The following is a 17,261-nucleotide window of genomic DNA, read 5'->3' on the forward strand; positions in this document are numbered from 1 at the left end:
AGCCCGAGCCGGGAGACCAATGTGAAGGCCGTATTCGTCCTCTTCGATTCGCTGAACCGCCACATGCTCGGCTGCTATGGCGGCAAGCGCGTGCCGACGCCGAATTTCGACCGGCTGGCGCGCCGCTCGGTGAGCTTCGACCAGCATTATGTCGGCAGCCTGCCCTGCATGCCGGCACGGCGCGACATGCTGACCGGGCGGCTCACCTTCCTGCATCGCAGCTGGGGCCCGCTCGAACCCTTCGACAACGCCTTCCCGGAGATCCTGCACAAGGAGACCGGGACCTATAGCCACCTGATCACCGACCACTTCCACTATTGGGAGGATGGCGGGGCGACCTATCACAACCGCTACGATTCCTACGAGTTCGTGCGCGGGCAGGAGGGCGACCGCTGGAAGGCGATGGTCCAGCCACATTGGGAACGGCTGCGCGAGAAATACCATGCGCGCCAGTTCAGCGACGCCCGCCGCAGCTATTTCGGCCAGAACATCATCAACCGCGAGTTCATCAAGGCGGAAGAGGACTTTCCCTCGGTGCGCTGCTTCGCCGAGGGCTTCGACTTCCTCGAGCGCAACAAGGACGCCGACAACTGGCTGCTGCAGATCGAGACCTTCGACCCGCATGAGCCCTTCACCGCGCCTGCCCGCTTCAAGGAGGCCTTCGATACCGGCTGGAACGGCCCGATCCGCGACTGGCCGCGCTATGGCCGCGTCGATGAATTGCCGGCGGAATGCGAGGAGCTCCGCGCCAACTATTACGCCGTCGTCGCGATGTGCGACGACCTGCTCGGGAAGCTCCTCGACTGGTTCGACGCCAACGACATGTGGAAGGACACCGCCCTCGTCGTCACCACCGACCATGGCTTCCTGCTCGGGGAACACGACTTCTGGGCCAAGAACCGGATGAACCTCTATGAAGAGGTCGCCCATATCCCGCTCTTCCTGCACGATCCCCGCCATCCCGAGCGCGCCGGCACGCGCTCGCAGGCGCTGACCCAGTCGATCGATCTCGCGCCGACCTTCCTCGACCTGTTCGGCGCCACGCCACCGGCCGAAAACGAAGGCATCTCGCTCTGCCGCATGGCCGACGGCGCCGCGCTGCGCGACGGCCTGCTGTTCGGCTATTTCGGCGGCGCGGTAAATGTCGCCGACGGGCGCTACACCTATCACCGCTTCCCGGAAGACCTGTCGAAGCAGGAACTCTACCAGTACACGCTGATGCCGACGCACATCTTCTCGCCGTTCTCGACGGAGGAGCTGGCAGGCGCGACGATCTCGCCGCCTTTGGGCTTCACCAAGGGCGCGAACCTGCTGAAGGTGCCGGTGATCGAACGCTCGCCGATGTACAATAATTACGGCCCGGGAGGCCTACTGGAATCCGAGACGCGCCTCTATGACCTCAAGACCGACCCCGGCCAGGAAGCGCCATTGAACGACGCAGCCACTGAGGCCCGGCTCGCAGCCCTGATGCGACGCCTGATGATCGCGAATGGCGCGCCGCCTGAGGCCTTCACGCGCATCGACCTCGCCCCGGACGCGACCGGCTGACGATGCGCAAGCCGGCGAGCTTCCCGCGCCACCTCGCTGCCGACCCACGGCAGTTCGCCAGCGTGCGCCGCATCGTCCTCGGCGACGGGCCCGAGGCCGGCATCGAGACCCTGGCCTTCTCGACCGGCGGCGGGCTCGATTTCTGGGTGACCGCCGGGCGATTGATGGACATCGCGACCCTGTCCTGGCGCGGCGTCCAGCTCGGCTGGCAGAGCCCCGCCGGCTTGCGCCGCCCCGACACCGGTCCGGCCGACCGGGAGCGGCGCTTCAGCACGGCCTTCGGCGGCTTCCTCAACACCTGCGGCTTCGACCATATCCGCCAGCCGGCCGACGGACGGCCCCTGCACGGATCGGCCCCGTTCACGCCGGCGCGGCTCACCGCCTATGGCGAGGACTGGGACGCCGCCGTGCCGATACTGTTCTGCGAGGGCGAAGCCGCCTGCTGGACCCATGGCGGCCTCGGCTATCGCTTGCAGCGCCGCATCGAGGCGCCGATCGGCGGCAGCTCGCTCAGCCTTAGCGACCGCGTCACGGTGATCGGAGCCGAGCCCGCCCCGATCATGGCGCTCTACCATTTCAATCTCGGCTACCCGATGATCGAGGGCAGCACGATCGAGCTCGACGGCAAGTGTCTGGCGGGCCCGCTTTCCGTGCCCGAGGACGCGGTGGTCCCAGCCGATTTGCACCCTGCGACCTACGCGCAGGCGAGCTGCAGCGCCCACGGCAAGGCAGCGACCATCGCCTTCCACTGGGACACCATCGAACTGCCCATTCTGCAGCTCTGGCGCGATTTGCGGCCGGGCGCCGGCGTGATGTCGATCGAACCCTGTTCGATCGGGCGCCTCGACGACGGGCGCAACGCCCCGTCGCCTCTCCTCAAGCCGGGCAGCAGCCGCGTCTTCGCCATCGAGATAGACGTCACCGACCCTGGCGAGGCCTGACGCAGCCTCAACCGCGAGCGTGGATGCTCTTCCAGATCGCCAGTGGCGTCGCCGGCATGTCGAGATGACGCACGCCATGCGGCGCGAGCGCATCGACGACCGCGTTCATCACCGAGGGCAGCGACCCCGCGCAGCCGGCCTCGCCGCAGCCCTTGGCCCCAACCCGGTTGGTGGCAGTCGGGACGCCCCGGCTGATGAAGGAGAAGAACGGCACATCCGCCGCGCGCGGCAGCGCATAGTCCATGAACGAGCCGGTCATCAGCTGGCCGGCCTCGTCATAGGCCGTCATCTCGTAGAGCGCCTGGCCGATCCCCTGGACAACACCGCCATGCAATTGCCCTTCGACGATCATCGGGTTCACCACCGTCCCGAAGTCGTTGACCATGATATAGCTGGCGATCTCGACCTGCCCGGTTTCTGGATCGATCTCGACCTCGGCGATATGGCAGCCATTCGGATAGGCTGATGGCGCCGCCTTGAAGATGTGGTCGACATCGAGCGTTTGCGGGAGGTCGGCGGGAATGCTGGCATCTGTCCGCAGCCTCTCGGCGAGCTGCATGATGCCGATGGCGCGATCGGTTCCCGCGATCCTGAAGCGGCCGCCGCCGAACTCGATATCGGTCGCGGCTGCCTCCAGAAAATGCGCGGCAAGCAGCTTGCCCTTCTCGATCACCAATTCGCTCGCCTCGATGATCGCCGAGCCGCTCGCCATCACCGATTTGGAGCCGCCGGTGCCGCCGCCGGCGATCAGCCGGTCGCTGTCGCCCTGCACCAGGCGAATCCTCTCGAACGGCACGCCGAGCTGGCTCGACAGGATCTGGGCGAAGGGCGTCCAGTGGCCCTGCCCGTAATCGAGCGTCCCGGTGACGATGGTGACGCTGCCGTCGGCCTCGAAATGCAGGCCGCCCATCTCGTTGGTCGGCGGGGCTGTCACCTCGAGATAGCAGCCAATGCCGCGGCCGCGCAGCTTGCCGGCCTTGCGGCTCTTGCGCAGGCGGGCCCCGTAGCCCTGCCAGTCGGCGGCTTCGAGCGTCTGCGCGAACAGGGCCGGGAAATCGCCGCTGTCATAGACCGTCCCGATCGGCGTCGCCCAGGGCAATTGCCCCGGCTTGATCAGGTTGCGCCGCCTCAGCTCGGCGCTGTCGATCCCCATCTCGCGGGCGGCGGTATCGATCAGCCGCTCCATGAAGTAGTTGCCCTCGGGCCGTCCGGCGCCGCGATAGGCGCCGATCGGCGGGGTGTTGGTGACGGCGCATTTCGCCTGCACCTCGACCAGCGGCGTGCGGTACATGCCGACGCTGTTCTTGCCGATGTTGAGGGTCGCCATCATCGGCCCGACCGGTGAAAGATAGCCGCCCATATTGCCGATGCCGGTGAAGCGTGTCGCCAGGAAGCGGCCGCGCGCGTCGAGCGCGAGCTCGGCCTCGAACACCATGTCGCGGCCGTGATGGTCGGCGACGAAGCTCTCCGAGCGCTCGTCGGTCCATTTCACCGGCTTCTTCAGCAAGCGGGCGGCATGCAGCAGCGCGACATGCTCGGGGAAGACCGAGGCCTTCATGCCGAACGAGCCGCCGACATGGCCGGTGACCAGTCGCATCCGGCCTGCCGGAACGCCCATCGCCGCCGCGAGATTGTTGCGCAGGCCGAAGACGCCCTGGCTCGGAGCGTGCAGCGTGTAGCGGCCGGCCTTGCGGTCATAGCTGGCGATCGCCGAGCGCGGCTCGATCGGGTTCACCACGATGCGGTTGTTGACGATCCGGAGCCTCGCGACATGGGCCGCGACGGCGAAGGCGGCGGCGACCTTTTGCGCATCGCCGGAGTGGTAGTCGAGGACGAGGTTGCCGGGCACCTCGTCATAGAGAAGCGGCGCGCCCGGAGCGAGCGCCTCCTCGCCCGAGATGACGGCAGGCAGGACGTCGATGTCGAGCGCTACAGCCTCGGCGGCGTCGCGCGCCTGCACGGCGCTACGGGCGACGACGACAGCCACGGGATCGCCGACGAAGCGGACCTTGTCGGTCGCCAGCGCCATGCGCACCGGCTTGCGGATCGGCGTCCCGTCGCGGTTGGGCAAGTCGATCTGGCAGCGCAGCGGGCCATAGCCCTGCCCGTCGAGATCGGCGCCCGTATAGATCGCCACCACACCCTTCATCGCCGTCGCGGCAGAGATATCGATGCCGTTGAGCACGCCATGCGCATGTGGGCTGCGGACGAAAGCGGCATAAAGCTGCCCCTCAAGCGCCATGTCGTCGGTATAGCGCCCCTCGCCGCGAACCAGGATCGGATCCTCGTTTCGCGGCACGGGCTGGCCGATTCCGAACGACGCCGAGGAAAGCTCGGCGGGAGCTGTGCGCATGTTCATGACGAGGCACCACTGTGGAGAATTGGCCGGATCGACGGACGATTCCGCGGCCGAGAGCAGAGAGACTTGCCCGCCAGATGTCACATGGAAGGCATCGCGGTTGTCAAATGCTCCCGTGTAGGGGCTGACCCGCGCTGAACCCCACCCACGCCGACATGCGACAGCGGCGAGACTCCCTTCAACCCTGGGGAAGCGCCCTCACCGCCGATATCGTACAGCTTCTCTCCGGGATCAGCGCAGCCGCTTGACCTCGTCCGCCGTCACGCTCGGCTGCTGCCCGCCCCAATTTGCCCGCAGCCAGTTGGAGAGATCGGCGACCTGCTGATCTGAGAGTTGCCCCGCGAAGCCCGGCATCGGCTGCATGCGCTCCAGGCCAGGGAAGCGCTGGGCCGGGATGCCGGTCAGGATGACCTTGTTCAGGTTGCGCGCATCGGCCAGCCGCAGCGAGGCATTGGTCGCCAAGGGCACCACGACATGCGGGATGCCTTGCCCCTCCATGCCATGGCAGCTGGCGCAGACGGCGATGTAGCTGGCGCGGGCCGAGGCCGCGACCTCGGCGGAGACGGCGACGGGCTTCGGCGCCGCCGGCGGGGCCGCACTTTCCGGCAGCTTGTCGAGGTCGAAGAGATAGGCCGACATCGCCGCGAGGTCTTCGGCGGTGAAATACTGCGTCGAGAAGTGGACCACCTCGAACATCTGGTTGGTCATGGCGCCCTGCGCCGAGATGCCCGCCTTCATAAAGCCTGTGAACACCAGCGGGTCGAAGCCCATCCGGGTCAGCCCAGCCTTGGTGATGTCAGGCGCGATCACGCCTTCGAGCTCCGAACCCTGGAGATAGGCGCTCTCCTGCATGCCCATGGCCAGGTTGCGCGGCGTATGGCATTCGCCGCAATGGGCGAGAGCGTCGGTGAGATAACGGCCGCGATTCCATAGCGCCGAGCGCCCGGCGACCTCGGTCTTCGTGTCGGACGACAGGTTGACCAGGTTCCAGAAGGTCAGCCCCTGCCGGATGTTGAGCGGGAAAGGCATGTGGTTGGCCTTGTTCGCCACCTTCATCGGCTCGCGGCTCATCAGGAAGGCGTAGACCGCGTCGACATCGTCGGCCGTCAGCTTGCGATAGGAGGCATAGGGCATGGCCGGATAGAGATGGCCGTGCTTGCCGACGCCGTCGCGCACGGCGCGGTGGAACTCGGCGCGCGTCCAGTTGCCGATGCCATGTTCCTTGTCGGGCGAGATATTGGTCGAGAAGATCGTCCCGAGCGGCGTCTCGAACGGCAGGCCGCCGGCCCAGGGCGCGCCGCCCTTGACGACATGGCAGGCATAGCAGTCGGCGGCGACGGCGACATAGGCGCCGCGCTTGGCGAGCGCCTTCATCTGCTCGGCCGAGAGCGGCTGCTCGATCTCCCTGGCGACCACGCTGCGCTCGAACAGGCCGAGGAAGACGGCCCCCGCTGCGAGCGCACCGACGACAGCGACCGCCAGGACGGCCAGAAGCAGCTTCCTCCCCATCAGCGTTACGCCTTCACCAAGCCGGGAGTTTTGAGGGCGAGATCGCGCACCGCCTCGAAATAGCGGACATAGCCGGTGCAGCGGCAGAGATGGTGGTCGAGCGCCTCGCTGATCACCTGCTCCAGCGCCTCGCGCTTCACCGGGTTGCGCTTAAGCTGGTCGAGCAGCACCGTCGCCCCGGTGACGAAGCCCGGCGTGCAATAGCCGCACTGGAAGGAGAAATGCTCGATGAAGGCCTGCTGAACCGGCGAGAGCTCGGTGATCGCGCCATTGGCGTCGCGCTTGGCTTGGCCCTCGACGGTCCTGACCTTGCGCCCGGCGAACCAGTGCGCGCCGGTGATGCATGTCCGCATCTCCTCCAGCGAGCCGTCGGCCTTCTCCAGCACCACGGTGCAGGCATGGCAGATGCCCTGGCCGCAGCCCATGCGCGAGCCAGTGAGGTTCAGGTACTCATAGAGGAAGTCCTGCATCATCATCGTCTCGGGCACGTCGATCGGTCCGACGGCCTTGTCGTTGATGGTCAGGGAGAGCTGCTTGGTCGGAACCGTCATGCCAGCGCCTCCCTGATCCTCTCGGGCGTCAGCGGCAGGGTGTAGAAGCGCTTGCCGATGGCATGGGCGACGCCGTTCACGATTGCCGGCACCACTGCGATCATCACCACCTCGGCCATGCCCTTGGGTGGGTCGGTGTCGGAGAGCGGGGGCAGCACTTCGGCCGTCTGCTTCCAGACCGCGACATCTCCGGAGGTCGGCAACTCGTAGCGGTTCCAGTTCCAGGTGCCGTCGCCCGGCCCGTCCTCATAGAGCGGCAGGTACTCCTTGAGGGCGTGCCCGATGCCCATGGCGAGCCCGCCCTGAATCTGGCCGGAGACCAGATCCGGCACGATCTGGTTGCCGCATTCGAGGATGGAGTGGTGCGACAGCAGGCTGACCTCGCCGCTGCCGGTGTCGACGACGATCTCGGCGAGCGTCGCCATCGGCGCGTAATAGGTGACGCCGGCATTGTTGCGCTGCGCCGGCGGGTAGGAGACCGCGGCGCGCTCGACGAAATGCCAGCCGCCTTCAGTCATCAGCGCCTTGCGCTCGGCCGGCGCACCATCGCCATATTTCAGCGCCAGCGCATCGATGGGAAAGCGCCGCCGCCCGGTACCCGGCAACTCGAACTCGGCTTCCGCCCATTGCCAACGGTTGAAGCTGTGCACGGTGATGCCGGTGACGAGGCCGAGCCGGTGTGCTTCGGCCGCGACCTCGGCGAAGGGCAGGGGCTGCATTGCCGCCGCCGTGATCCCGCCATTGCTGACGCGCAGATCCTCGCGCCGCACAGCCTCCGGCGCGATCTGGCCGCCGCCGATGCCGCGCGACCAGAGCGAGCGCGCAGCCGGCCAGATCGTCAGATCGACCAGGATGCGAGCTGCCTCGCGCGTCGCATGGCCGAGATAATAGACGCTGTTGGAGGCGCTCATCGGCGAGGTGAAGCTCGGCGTCCAGCGCGGATTGGCCATCCGCTTGTCTTCTTCCTCCTGCGACAGCGTATAGGGCTCGTCGGTGGTCTCGAGCGGCATCTGCGGCCAGCGCACCTTGCCGAACACGGTCTCGTCGGGCTGCTTGCCGAGGATGGCCGCGGCCATCACCGCCTGCGACGTCGTTGCGCCCGTGCCGATCTCATGCGCGACATGCGACAGCTTCAGCCGACCGCTCGCATCGAACTCGAGCGCGCAGAGCGCAGCCTCCGCGCCGGTGCCGTAATCCTTGTGCACATGGCCGTAGCCGACGCCGTATTTCTTGCCGGGGTTGGCAGTTTCGAATTCGGCTTTGCGCCTCTGCCGGTTCACCCAGAGCGGATGCTTTTCCGCCTTGGCCAGGATTTCGTCATGGCGCAGCGCGCCGGAGGGGATCGCGCCCTGCGAGTTCTTCATCCCCGACTTCAGCGCATTGCGCTTCCGGAACTCCATCGGGTCGAGACCGAGCGCCTCGGCCGCCTCGTCGACCATCATCTCGGTCGCCGCCATGGTCTGCAGCGTGCCATAGCCGCGCATCGAACCGGCATCGACCGCGCGCGAGGATAGGATCGCCGCTGAGAAATCGCTCTTCGGCAGATAGTAGATCGACTGCGCCGCCGTCGCGCCGACCGTGCCGACCGAGACCGAGAAGTTCTCCCGTCCACCGCCATCGTTCTGGTAGCGCCCGGTCATCGCCCGGAACTTGCCGGTCTTGCGATCGATCACCATGACCTTCTCCATCTGGAAGGCATGGCGCTTCAGCGCGGTCTGGAACTGCTCATAGCGGTCATTGGCGAGCCGGACCGGCCGACCCTCGCAATAGAGCCCGGCGAGCACGCAGAAGAACGGGAAGAGCGCGTGGTCCTTGGTGCCGTAGCCGACGGTATAGCCGATCCTGAGGTCGATGCTCCCGAGCGGGAACTTCGACTTCGCCAGCATCTGCGCCGCCATCTCGGCGACCTCGTGCGGCGACTGCGTCGCGATCAGCGCGTGCAGCACGCCGGTGCCGCGCTCGTACCAGACATTGCCGTTGTCGGCCTCCATCGCGGAGGCGTCGGCGGACTGGGTCGAGTAGGAGCGCCGCAGCACCAGCACGTCATCGCCGGCATTGGCGATCTCGCGCTCGATCTCGGCCGCCGCCGCCATGCCGCGCGCCATCGCGTCGCCGTCTCCGGCGGCGGGCCATTGCGGCTCGGTCCCCTTGAAGCCGGCGCGGATCGTCGTGTCCTTCAGTGCCGAATAGCGGTCCTCGGCATCGGGGTTGCCACCGTCGATCCGGACATAGCGCGCCGCGCCATAGGGGCCGGGCGTGGTCGAGGGGCCCTCGACGCCATAGCGCACGACCTTGTTGTTGAAGCGCAGCTTGCGCTTGGCGGCGTCATAGCGGGCGAAGTCGTGATAGATCAGCATGGCGACAGGCTGTCCGAGCAGGCGCGCGGTCTGGCCCTTCGGCACGAAGAAGACGTCGCCATAGAAGCCCGGCCAGGGCGCCGGCATCGCGACGCCGTCGGCGATAAGGTCCTCCTGCAGCACCAGCCGGTCGGGCTTGAGCTCGTCGCCGAGCAGAGAGAGGTCGACGCCGTCGAAGACGCGGTCGACCCGCGTCGCATGCAGCATGAAGGCGTGCGCCTGCTCCTTCGGCCAGCCCTCGAGATCACGGGCGCGGTAATCGCGGGTGAAGGTCTTGCCGCCGGTGACCTTGGCGATGGCGTCGAGCCGGTATTTCGGCTTGCCACCGGCCAACCAGTCGGCGCCGGGCCGCGGCGGCGTCTCGATCAGTTCCGCCTGGGTGACCGCAGGCAGCAGCGAAACCTTGATGGCGATACCGGCGATGCCGCCGGCCTTGAGGAAGTTTCTGCGCGATAGCTGCGTCTTCACGCGCAACCTCCCCCGCCTTCTTGCGAGCACATCTCGCTTCTACGAATCAGTCTAAAAGCAGAGAGTGCGCGCGTATACGGGATTGTTGCTCGGGCAGGTTGCGCGGAGAGACGATCGCCGCGGGCGGGTACCTAATAATGGAAGGTCCAGAGCAGGCTTTCGCTCAGGCCCTTCAGCGCCTCGACCGCATCCGGACGCTCGCGCGCCAGCGTGGTGATCAGCGCGTCGGCCACTGCGAAGGCCGCGGTCGGCGAGTTCGGCAGGAAGCTGTTGCGGGCGGGGGCGAAGAAGGTCATGTCGGCCAGCGGCACCAGCGGCGATGACGGCCCATCGGTCAGCGCGATCAGCACGGCGCCGCGCTTCTTGGCGAACTTGGCGAGCTCCAGCGTGGCACGCGAATAGCGCGGCAGCGAGATCGCGACGACGACGTCCTGCGGCCCGGCCGAGAGCATATGGCGGACGGCGCGCTCGGGCCCGCCGCGCGAGGAGGCGAAGACGACCTCGGCATCGAGATAGAGCGCCAGCCCATCCTCGAGGAAGGCCCCGACATAATGGCTCGCGCCGGAGCCGACGATGAAGATGCGGCGCGCCTTCAGCATCAGGCCGATGGTGCGGTTGACCGTCGCCTCCTCCAGCGTCGCGATCGCTTCGTCGAGATTGGCGGCCTCGCCTTTCAGCGTCGTCGCCATCGTGGCGAAGACCGAACCAGCCGCCGCGCGGGCGTCGGCGAGGCCTTCCACGGGTGCGAGCGCGACCTTCAACGCCGTCGACAAGGCGGCACGGAAGTCGCCATAATTGCGATAGCCCAGCGCCCGGACGAAACGGGTCACGGTCGCGGTCGAGGTGCCGCTCTTTTCGGCCAGGCCCTCGATCGTCACCGTCGCCGAGTCGAGCGGGCTCTGCAGCACGAAATCGGCCGCCTTGCGATGGCCCTCACTCAGCGAGGGGTAGATCCGGGCGATGCGATTGGCGAGGTCCGTCGTCGGCTTCAGGGCGCGTGACATGGCTTTCCCGCTGATTGACGTCGGATCATTTTCATGTTTGCTACCGCGTGAAAATAAAGCTGTCAAAATCACCAGCTACGGGAACGGAGACCGACCGATGCGTCAGCGCGCATTCATCACCCTTCTGCTCGGCGCCAGCATGCTGAGCGCGCCCGCCATGGCGCAAACCCTGCGCATCGCGCTCGCCTCCGAGCCGACCGCGGTCGACCCGCATTATCACGACCTCACCCCCAACAACGCGCTCGCCCAGCACATCTTCGACAACCTCGTGCGGCAAGATGAGAAGCAGGCGCTGCAGCCCGGCCTCGCTACCTCCTGGGAGAACGACGGCAAGAACCGCTGGACCTTCAAGCTGCGCCAGGGCGTCAAGTTCACCAATGGCCAGCCCTTCGGCGCGCAGGACGTGGTCTTCACCTTCTGCCGCACGCTGAAGAACGAGACCAAGGTCTCCGATTCCTTCGCCGACATCACCGGCAATTTCGCCAAGGTCGAGACGCCCGACACCAGCACGCTGGTGATCGAGACCAAGGAGCCGGAGCCTCTGCTGCCGAACCTGCTCTCGGGCCTGCCGATCCTCTCCGCCTCGATCGTCCAGCATGGCGAGATCAAGTACGACATCGCCAGCAATTGCGGCGTCACCGGCCCCTGGCCGGCGGTCAACAACTTCAACGACGGCACGATGGCGATCGGCACCGGGCCGTACAAGCTGAAGTCCTATGTGCGGGGATCGGCGATCGAACTCGAGCGCAACCCGGACTACTGGGGTGGCCAGCAGCCCTGGGCCGCCGTGCGCTTCCTGCCGGTGACCAATGCCGGCCCGCGCCTCGCCGGCCTGCTCGCCGGCGACTATGACGTGATCGAGAACCCTGCGGCGCGCGACCTTGCCCGCATCAAAAGCGACAAGCGCTTCGGCTCAGTCATCACGCCCTCGACCCGCGTGGTCTATTTCCAGCTCGACGTCGCCCGCGACGAGAGCCCCTTCGTCAAGGCCCCCGACGGCAAGAACCCGCTCAAGGATGCCCGCGTGCGCAAGGCGATGTCGCTCGCCATCGACCGCGAGGCGATCGTCAAGCGCATCATGGATGGAGCCGCCGAGCCGGCCTACCAGTACCTGCCGACGGGCATGTTCGGCACGCTGCCGAACCCGCCCAAGCTCGCCTACGACCCGGCCGCGGCCAAGAAGCTGCTGGCCGAGGCCGGCTATCCCAACGGCTTCCAGCTGACGCTGTCCTCGACCAATGACCGCTACATCAACGACAGCCAGATCACCCAGGCGGTCGCGCAGTATCTGACCCAGATCGGCATCAAGGCCGAGGTCGACGCGATGACCCGCGCGATCTACTTCCCGCGCCGCGCCAAGAAGGAATTCAGCGTCGCGATCGGCGGCTGGGGTTCGGCGACCGGTGAGGCCGCCTCCTTCCTGCGCCAGTGGCCGCCGACCCCGAACGAGGCCAAGACCCTCGGTGGCTCGAACTATGGCGGCTACAAGAACGACGAGTTCGACAAGGTCATCCGCGCCGCGGTCTCGACGCTCGACGACAAGAAGCGCGCCGAGCTGCTGCAGCAGGCGATGAAGCTCGTCCTCGACGATGGCGCCTTCATCCCGCTCCACTTCGAGAGCGGCATCTGGGCCCATAAGGCCGAACTCGCCGTCACCGGCCGCGCCGACCAGTTCATGCTCGCCATGTCGGTGAAGCCGGCGAAGTAAGCCGGCGATCACTTCACCGAGGTTCGGCGCATGACCGCCTTCGTCCTGCAGCGTCTGATCCAGAGCGTGCTCGTGCTGCTCGCGGTCTCGGTCGTGGTCTTCCTTGCCGTCTATGGCATCGGAGACCCGATCGAACTCCTGGTCTCGCCCTCGGCCAGCGCAGCCGAGCGCGAGGCGCTGATCCGCCGCCTCGGGCTCGACCTGCCGGTCTGGCAGCAATATCTGACCTTCATGGCCAATGCGCTGAAGGGCGATCTCGGCCGCTCCTTCGTCCATGGCGTCCCCGCGCTGCAGCTGATCCTGCAGCGTTTGCCGGCGACCTTCGAACTGGTGCTGCTGGCGATGACGCTAGCGCTCGCCGCCGGCATCCCGCTCGGCCTGATGGCGGGCCTCAATCCCGACAGCCGGAGCGCCCGCATCGTGATCGCCAGCACCGTGCTCGGCTTCTCGCTGCCGAGCTTCTGGAAGGGCATGATGCTGATCCTGCTCTTCGCCGTCTGGCTCGGCTGGCTGCCGACGGCAGGGCGCGGCGAGACGGTCTCGCTCCTCGGCGTCCAGACCAGCCTTTTGACCTTGGACGGGTTGCAGCACATCGCCTTGCCCGCGCTCAACCTGGCGATCCCGAACCTTGCTCTGATCATCCGGCTCGTCGCGGCCGGCACCACCGAGACGATGACGCTGGACTATGTGAAATACGCCCGCGCCAAGGGCGTGCGCCCCAGGCGCATCGTCAACCGGCATATCCTGCGCAACATCCTGATCCCGGTCGTCACCGTCGTCGGTGTCGAATTCGGCAGCCTCGTCGCCTTCTCGACCATCACCGAGACGGTCTTCGCCTGGCCCGGCATGGGCAAGCTGCTGATCGATTCGGTCTACCAGCTCGATCGCCCGGTGGTCGTCGCCTACGTCCTCTTGGCGACGCTGCTCTTCGTCACCGTCAACTTCCTGGTCGACGTGCTCTATGCCGCGCTCGACCCGCGGGTGAAGCTCGCCGGAGAGCAGGCATGAGCCTCGACGCTCCCCGCCTCGCCGGCCCCATCCAGGCCGACACGCCCCTGCGCGAAAAGGTGCTGCGTCATCTGCGCAACCGCCCGACGACGCGCGGCGCCGCGATCCTGCTCGGCATCATGGTGGCGCTCGCCTTGCTCGCTCCATTCATCACGCCGCAGAACCCGCATGATCTCGGCTCGCTCAGCGTCATGGACAACCGGCTGGCCCCGGGCGAGCAAGGCATGAGCGGCTTCACCTTCTGGCTCGGCAGCGACGCGCAGGGCCGCGACATGCTGAGCGCCATCCTCTACGGGCTGCGCACCAGCCTGCTCGTCGGCCTCGCCTCGACCATCGGCGCGCTCTCGATCGGCATCCTCGCCGGGCTCGCCGCGGCGCAGTTCGGCGGCGTGGTCGACGCCGTGATCATGCGCATCGTCGACTTCATGCTCGGCTTCCCCTCGATCCTGGTCGCGCTGGTGCTGCTCGCCTCGATCGGACGCGGTGTCGACAAGGTCATCCTCGCCATCGTGCTGGTGCAATGGGCGCAATATGCTCGCCTAATGCGGGCGGCGGCGCTGGTCGAGCGGCGCAAGGAGTATATCGAGGCAGCCGTGAACTTCGGCCTGCCGACCCGCCACATCATGCTGGCGCATCTGCTGCCGAACTCGGTCGGCGCCGTGCTCGTCGTCGCCAGCATCAGCATCGCCTCCGCGATCACGCTGGAGGCGACGCTGTCCTTCCTCGGCGTCGGCGTGCCGGTGACGCAGCCCTCGCTCGGCCTGCTCATCGCCAACGGCTTCGAATTCCTGCTCTCCGGCGAATACTGGATCGCCGTCTTCCCCGGCATCGCGCTCGTGCTCCTGATCATGTCGCTCAACCTCGTCGGCGATCGCCTGCGCCGCAGCTTCAACGTGCGTGCATGAGCGAGGCTCCCCTCCTTTCCGTGCGCGGCCTCAAGACCGTGTTCCATGCGCAGGACGGCGCCTGGCCGGCGGTCGACGGCGTGGATTTCTCCGTCGCCAAGGGCGAGGTGCTCGGCCTCGTCGGCGAATCCGGCTCGGGCAAGTCGGTCACCGGCTTCTCGCTGGTGCAGCTGATCGACCCGCCGGGCGAGGTCGTGGCGGGCGAAGTCCTGTTCGACGGCAACGATCTGCGCGCCGCCTCGCAGGAGCGGCTGCGGCAATTGCGCGGCGACCGGATCGCGATGATCTTCCAGGACCCGCTGATGACGCTGAACCCGGTGCTCAGCATCGGCGAGCAGATGAGCGAGGCTATTCTGGAGCATCGCGCCTGCAGCCGGCAGGAAGCGCTAGAGAAAGCCGCCAAGGCGCTGGCCCGCGTCGGTATCTCCTCGCCGGAGGCGCGCCTCAAGCAGTACCCGCACGAATTCTCGGGCGGCATGCGCCAGCGCGTCGCGATCGCGACCGCGCTTCTGAACGATCCCGATCTGATCATCGCCGACGAGCCGACCACGGCGCTCGACGTCACCATCCAGGCGCAGATCCTCTACGAGGTGCAGAAGCTCTCGCGCGATAGCGGCGCCGCGGTGATCTGGATCACCCATGACCTCGCGGTCGTGGCCGAACTCGCCGACCGGGTGGCGGTGATGTATGCCGGCCGCATCGTCGAGATCGGCGAGGTCGAGACTGTGCTCGACCGGCCGCGCCATCCTTATACGCTCGGCCTGCTCAACTCCTCCGCCACCATGGTCGAGCCCGGCGAGCGCCTGCACCAGATAGACGGCATGGCGCCGCGCATCGACTCGCGGCCCTCCGGCTGCCCGTTCCGGCCGCGCTGCGAGCGGGCGCTGCCGGTCTGCGCCGAGAGCGATCCGCAGCCGCAAGCCCATGACGGCCGGACCCTGCGCTGCCACAACCCCGTGCCGGATCAGGTGGCGGCATGAGCGAGACCCTGTTCGAGTTGCGCGGCGTCCGCAAATATTTCCGCGGCAAGGCCAATATGGCCGAGCGCATCCTGACCGCGATCGGCCGGCACGCGCCGCCCTCCACCCTGAAGGCGGTTGACGGCGTCGATCTCAGCGTCCGCAAGGGCGAGGTACTCGGCCTCGTCGGCGAGTCCGGTTGCGGCAAGTCGACTTTGGCGCGCATCGCCACCGGTATCCTGCCGCCGACGGAGGGCGAGGTCTTCTACAAGGGGCGCTCGGCCGCGGCGCTGAAGGGCAAGGACCGGCTCGATTATCTGCTGAAGGTGCAGATGATCTTCCAGGACCCCTACGCCTCGCTCGATCCGCGCATGCGGGTGAGCCGGATCGTCGGCGAGGCGCTTTCGGTCCACAAGCTCGTGCCGAAGGCGGAAATCGACGGCGCGGTCGACCGGGCGCTCAGCGAAGTCGGGCTCGATCTCGCCTATCGCGAGCGCTACCCGCACCAGTTCTCCGGCGGCCAGCGCCAGCGCATCGGCATCGCCCGGGCGCTCGCGGTGAAGCCGGATTTCCTGGTCTGCGATGAGCCGGTCTCGGCGCTCGACGTCTCGATCCAGGCGCAGGTGATCAACCTGTTCATGGATGTGCGCGAGCGGCACGGGCTGACCTATCTCTTCGTCAGCCATGATCTCGGCCTCGTCCGCCATATCAGCGACCGCGTCGCGATCATGTATCTCGGCCGCATCGTCGAGATCGGCAGCGCGACCGCGATCTTCGCCGAGCCGGCGCATCCCTATAGCGCTGCCCTGATCAAGGCGATCCCCTCGGCGGCGCGGCGCAAGAGCAGCTTCCAGCCGCTCAAGGGCGAGTTGCCCTCGCCGCTTTCGCCGCCCTCCGGCTGCCCGTTCCATCCGCGCTGCGAGCACGCCATGGCGATCTGCCGCGAGGTCCGCCCGGATCTCCAGGAGATCGCGCCCGGCCGCAGCGCCGCCTGCCACCTGCACACGACAGCGAAAGCCGCATGACCACGCTCACTCTCGATCCGCCGCAGGGCCGCAGCACACTACCCTTCATCGACGCCCGCCATCCGGAGCGACCGCTGGAGATCAATTTCTACCGGCCGGCTCGTCATCGTCCCGAGGATGAAGTCGTGTTCGTGCAGCACGGCATGCTGCGTAATGGCGACGACTACCGCGACTTCTGGATCGAGGCCGCCGAGAAGCACAATCTGCTGATCGTCGCGCCGACCTTCGGCAACGGACACTTTCCCCAGGCCGAGGGCTACAATAACGGCCTCGTCGTCGGAGAGGATGGCACGATCGCCGCTTCCGACGACTGGCTCTACGCCGTGCCGGCCCGCGTACTGGCGGCGTTGCGCCAGGCCGGCGTCACCACGCGCGACAAGGTCAAGCTGTTCGGCCATTCCGCCGGTGGCCAGTTCGTCCATCGCCTGCTGGCGACGCAGAGCGAGACGCCTTACGAGGTCGCGTTCCCCGCCAATTCCGGCTGGTACACGCTGCCGACGCTGGAGCGGCGCTTTCCGGAAGGGCTCGGCGGGCTCGGCCTCGGCGAGGCGGAACTCAAGCGCTGGATCGCCTGGCCGATGGTGATCTTCGCCGGCGACCAGGACATCGTCACGGATGATCCCAACCTGCCGGCGCAGCCAGAAGCGCTGGCGCAGGGGCCGATGCGTTATGCCCGCGCCCATTTCATGCTCGACTTCGCCAGGGCGGAAGCAGCCCGCCGCGGCCTGCCCTGCAACTGGACGCTGATCACCGTGCCCGGCATCGGCCATGACGGCGCGGCGATGTCGCGCGCCGCCGCTGCCTGGTGGTATGAAGGCCGCATCCCGTCGGTCGAGGAGCTGAAGCCGGAGGCGACGGCAGTCGCCTGAGGCTCGACCGGCCAAGCCCGATCTGCGACATCTCACCTGCGGGCATGGTG

General features: G+C 67.2%; 13 protein-coding genes. 8 read left to right on the plus strand and 5 right to left on the minus strand.

Going from position 1 to position 17,261, the window contains the following annotated elements; genetic code table 11:
- Positions 1-21: 21 nt before the first annotated feature.
- Entirely contained in the window at positions 22-1,548 is a 1,527-nt protein-coding gene (locus tag ACQKLX_RS22455) for a sulfatase (protein ID WP_427363779.1), read from the plus strand.
- A gap of 2 nt (positions 1,549-1,550) precedes the next feature.
- A complete protein-coding gene (locus tag ACQKLX_RS22460; protein ID WP_427363780.1) occupies positions 1,551-2,489 on the plus strand; it encodes a DUF4432 family protein in 939 nt (312 codons plus the stop codon).
- A 7-nt stretch (positions 2,490-2,496) separates the two neighbouring features.
- On the opposite strand, the gene ACQKLX_RS22465 is transcribed toward ACQKLX_RS22460, so the two are convergent.
- The 5 genes from ACQKLX_RS22465 to ACQKLX_RS22485 all read right to left on the minus strand — a co-directional run bounded on the left by ACQKLX_RS22465 (position 2,497) and on the right by ACQKLX_RS22485 (position 10,737).
- On the minus strand, positions 2,497-4,848 hold the full coding sequence (locus ACQKLX_RS22465) for a xanthine dehydrogenase family protein molybdopterin-binding subunit (RefSeq protein WP_427363781.1): 2,352 nt from the start codon (positions 4,846-4,848) through the stop codon (positions 2,497-2,499).
- A 231-nt stretch (positions 4,849-5,079) separates the two neighbouring features.
- Positions 5,080-6,357: a cytochrome c gene (locus ACQKLX_RS22470; RefSeq protein ID WP_427363782.1), complete on the minus strand. Its 1,278-nt coding sequence runs from the start codon at positions 6,355-6,357 to the stop codon at positions 5,080-5,082.
- Between the two features lie 5 nt (positions 6,358-6,362).
- Complete coding sequence (locus ACQKLX_RS22475) at positions 6,363-6,908, minus strand: (2Fe-2S)-binding protein (protein WP_427363783.1); 546 nt, start codon at positions 6,906-6,908, stop codon at positions 6,363-6,365.
- Entirely contained in the window at positions 6,905-9,733 is a 2,829-nt protein-coding gene (locus ACQKLX_RS22480) for a xanthine dehydrogenase family protein molybdopterin-binding subunit (RefSeq protein ID WP_427363784.1), read from the minus strand. The genes ACQKLX_RS22475 and ACQKLX_RS22480 overlap by 4 nt, the downstream gene beginning before the upstream one ends.
- A 131-nt stretch (positions 9,734-9,864) precedes the next feature.
- Positions 9,865-10,737 carry a MurR/RpiR family transcriptional regulator gene (locus tag ACQKLX_RS22485; RefSeq protein WP_427363785.1) on the minus strand — a complete coding sequence of 291 codons (873 nt, stop codon included), beginning with the start codon at positions 10,735-10,737 and terminating at the stop codon, positions 9,865-9,867.
- A 97-nt stretch (positions 10,738-10,834) separates the two neighbouring features.
- Here ACQKLX_RS22485 and ACQKLX_RS22490 point away from each other — a divergent pair, with 97 nt between their 5' ends.
- The 6 genes from ACQKLX_RS22490 to ACQKLX_RS22515 are packed head-to-tail and all read left to right on the plus strand — an operon-like array spanning position 10,835 to position 17,211.
- A complete protein-coding gene (locus ACQKLX_RS22490) occupies positions 10,835-12,445 on the plus strand; it encodes an ABC transporter substrate-binding protein (RefSeq protein WP_427363786.1) in 1,611 nt (536 codons plus the stop codon).
- Positions 12,446-12,475: 30 nt separating this feature from the next.
- Complete coding sequence (locus ACQKLX_RS22495) at positions 12,476-13,453, plus strand: ABC transporter permease (RefSeq protein WP_427363787.1); 978 nt, start codon at positions 12,476-12,478, stop codon at positions 13,451-13,453.
- On the plus strand, positions 13,450-14,358 hold the full coding sequence (locus tag ACQKLX_RS22500; RefSeq protein ID WP_427363788.1) for an ABC transporter permease: 909 nt from the start codon (positions 13,450-13,452) through the stop codon (positions 14,356-14,358). The genes ACQKLX_RS22495 and ACQKLX_RS22500 overlap by 4 nt, the downstream gene beginning before the upstream one ends.
- Positions 14,355-15,338: an ABC transporter ATP-binding protein gene (locus ACQKLX_RS22505; protein WP_427363789.1), complete on the plus strand. Its 984-nt coding sequence runs from the start codon at positions 14,355-14,357 to the stop codon at positions 15,336-15,338. Before ACQKLX_RS22500 ends, ACQKLX_RS22505 begins: the two co-directional genes overlap by 4 nt.
- On the plus strand, positions 15,335-16,342 hold the full coding sequence (locus tag ACQKLX_RS22510; RefSeq protein WP_427363790.1) for an ABC transporter ATP-binding protein: 1,008 nt from the start codon (positions 15,335-15,337) through the stop codon (positions 16,340-16,342). The genes ACQKLX_RS22505 and ACQKLX_RS22510 overlap by 4 nt, the downstream gene beginning before the upstream one ends.
- Positions 16,339-17,211: an alpha/beta hydrolase family protein gene (locus ACQKLX_RS22515; RefSeq protein WP_427363791.1), complete on the plus strand. Its 873-nt coding sequence runs from the start codon at positions 16,339-16,341 to the stop codon at positions 17,209-17,211. Before ACQKLX_RS22510 ends, ACQKLX_RS22515 begins: the two co-directional genes overlap by 4 nt.
- The last annotated feature ends 50 nt before the right edge of the window (positions 17,212-17,261 follow it).

The organism is Allobosea sp. NPDC003192 (assembly GCF_050275675.1).
Lineage (GTDB): Bacteria > Pseudomonadota > Alphaproteobacteria > Rhizobiales > Beijerinckiaceae > Allobosea.

What these genes read in the sequence shown, in the direction of transcription:
- ACQKLX_RS22460 (WP_427363780.1), top strand. Translation starts at nt 1,551, where the DNA reads ATGCGCAAGCCGGCGAGCTTCCCGCGCCACCTCGCTGCCGACCCACGG.
- ACQKLX_RS22465 (WP_427363781.1), bottom strand. Translation starts at nt 4,848, where the DNA reads ATGAACATGCGCACAGCTCCCGCCGAGCTTTCCTCGGCGTCGTTCGGA.
- ACQKLX_RS22470 (WP_427363782.1), bottom strand. Translation starts at nt 6,357, where the DNA reads ATGGGGAGGAAGCTGCTTCTGGCCGTCCTGGCGGTCGCTGTCGTCGGT.
- ACQKLX_RS22475 (WP_427363783.1), bottom strand. Translation starts at nt 6,908, where the DNA reads ATGACGGTTCCGACCAAGCAGCTCTCCCTGACCATCAACGACAAGGCC.
- ACQKLX_RS22485 (WP_427363785.1), bottom strand. Translation starts at nt 10,737, where the DNA reads ATGTCACGCGCCCTGAAGCCGACGACGGACCTCGCCAATCGCATCGCC.
- ACQKLX_RS22490 (WP_427363786.1), top strand. Translation starts at nt 10,835, where the DNA reads ATGCGTCAGCGCGCATTCATCACCCTTCTGCTCGGCGCCAGCATGCTG.
- ACQKLX_RS22495 (WP_427363787.1), top strand. Translation starts at nt 12,476, where the DNA reads ATGACCGCCTTCGTCCTGCAGCGTCTGATCCAGAGCGTGCTCGTGCTG.
- ACQKLX_RS22500 (WP_427363788.1), top strand. Translation starts at nt 13,450, where the DNA reads ATGAGCCTCGACGCTCCCCGCCTCGCCGGCCCCATCCAGGCCGACACG.
- ACQKLX_RS22505 (WP_427363789.1), top strand. Translation starts at nt 14,355, where the DNA reads ATGAGCGAGGCTCCCCTCCTTTCCGTGCGCGGCCTCAAGACCGTGTTC.
- ACQKLX_RS22510 (WP_427363790.1), top strand. Translation starts at nt 15,335, where the DNA reads ATGAGCGAGACCCTGTTCGAGTTGCGCGGCGTCCGCAAATATTTCCGC.
- ACQKLX_RS22515 (WP_427363791.1), top strand. Translation starts at nt 16,339, where the DNA reads ATGACCACGCTCACTCTCGATCCGCCGCAGGGCCGCAGCACACTACCC.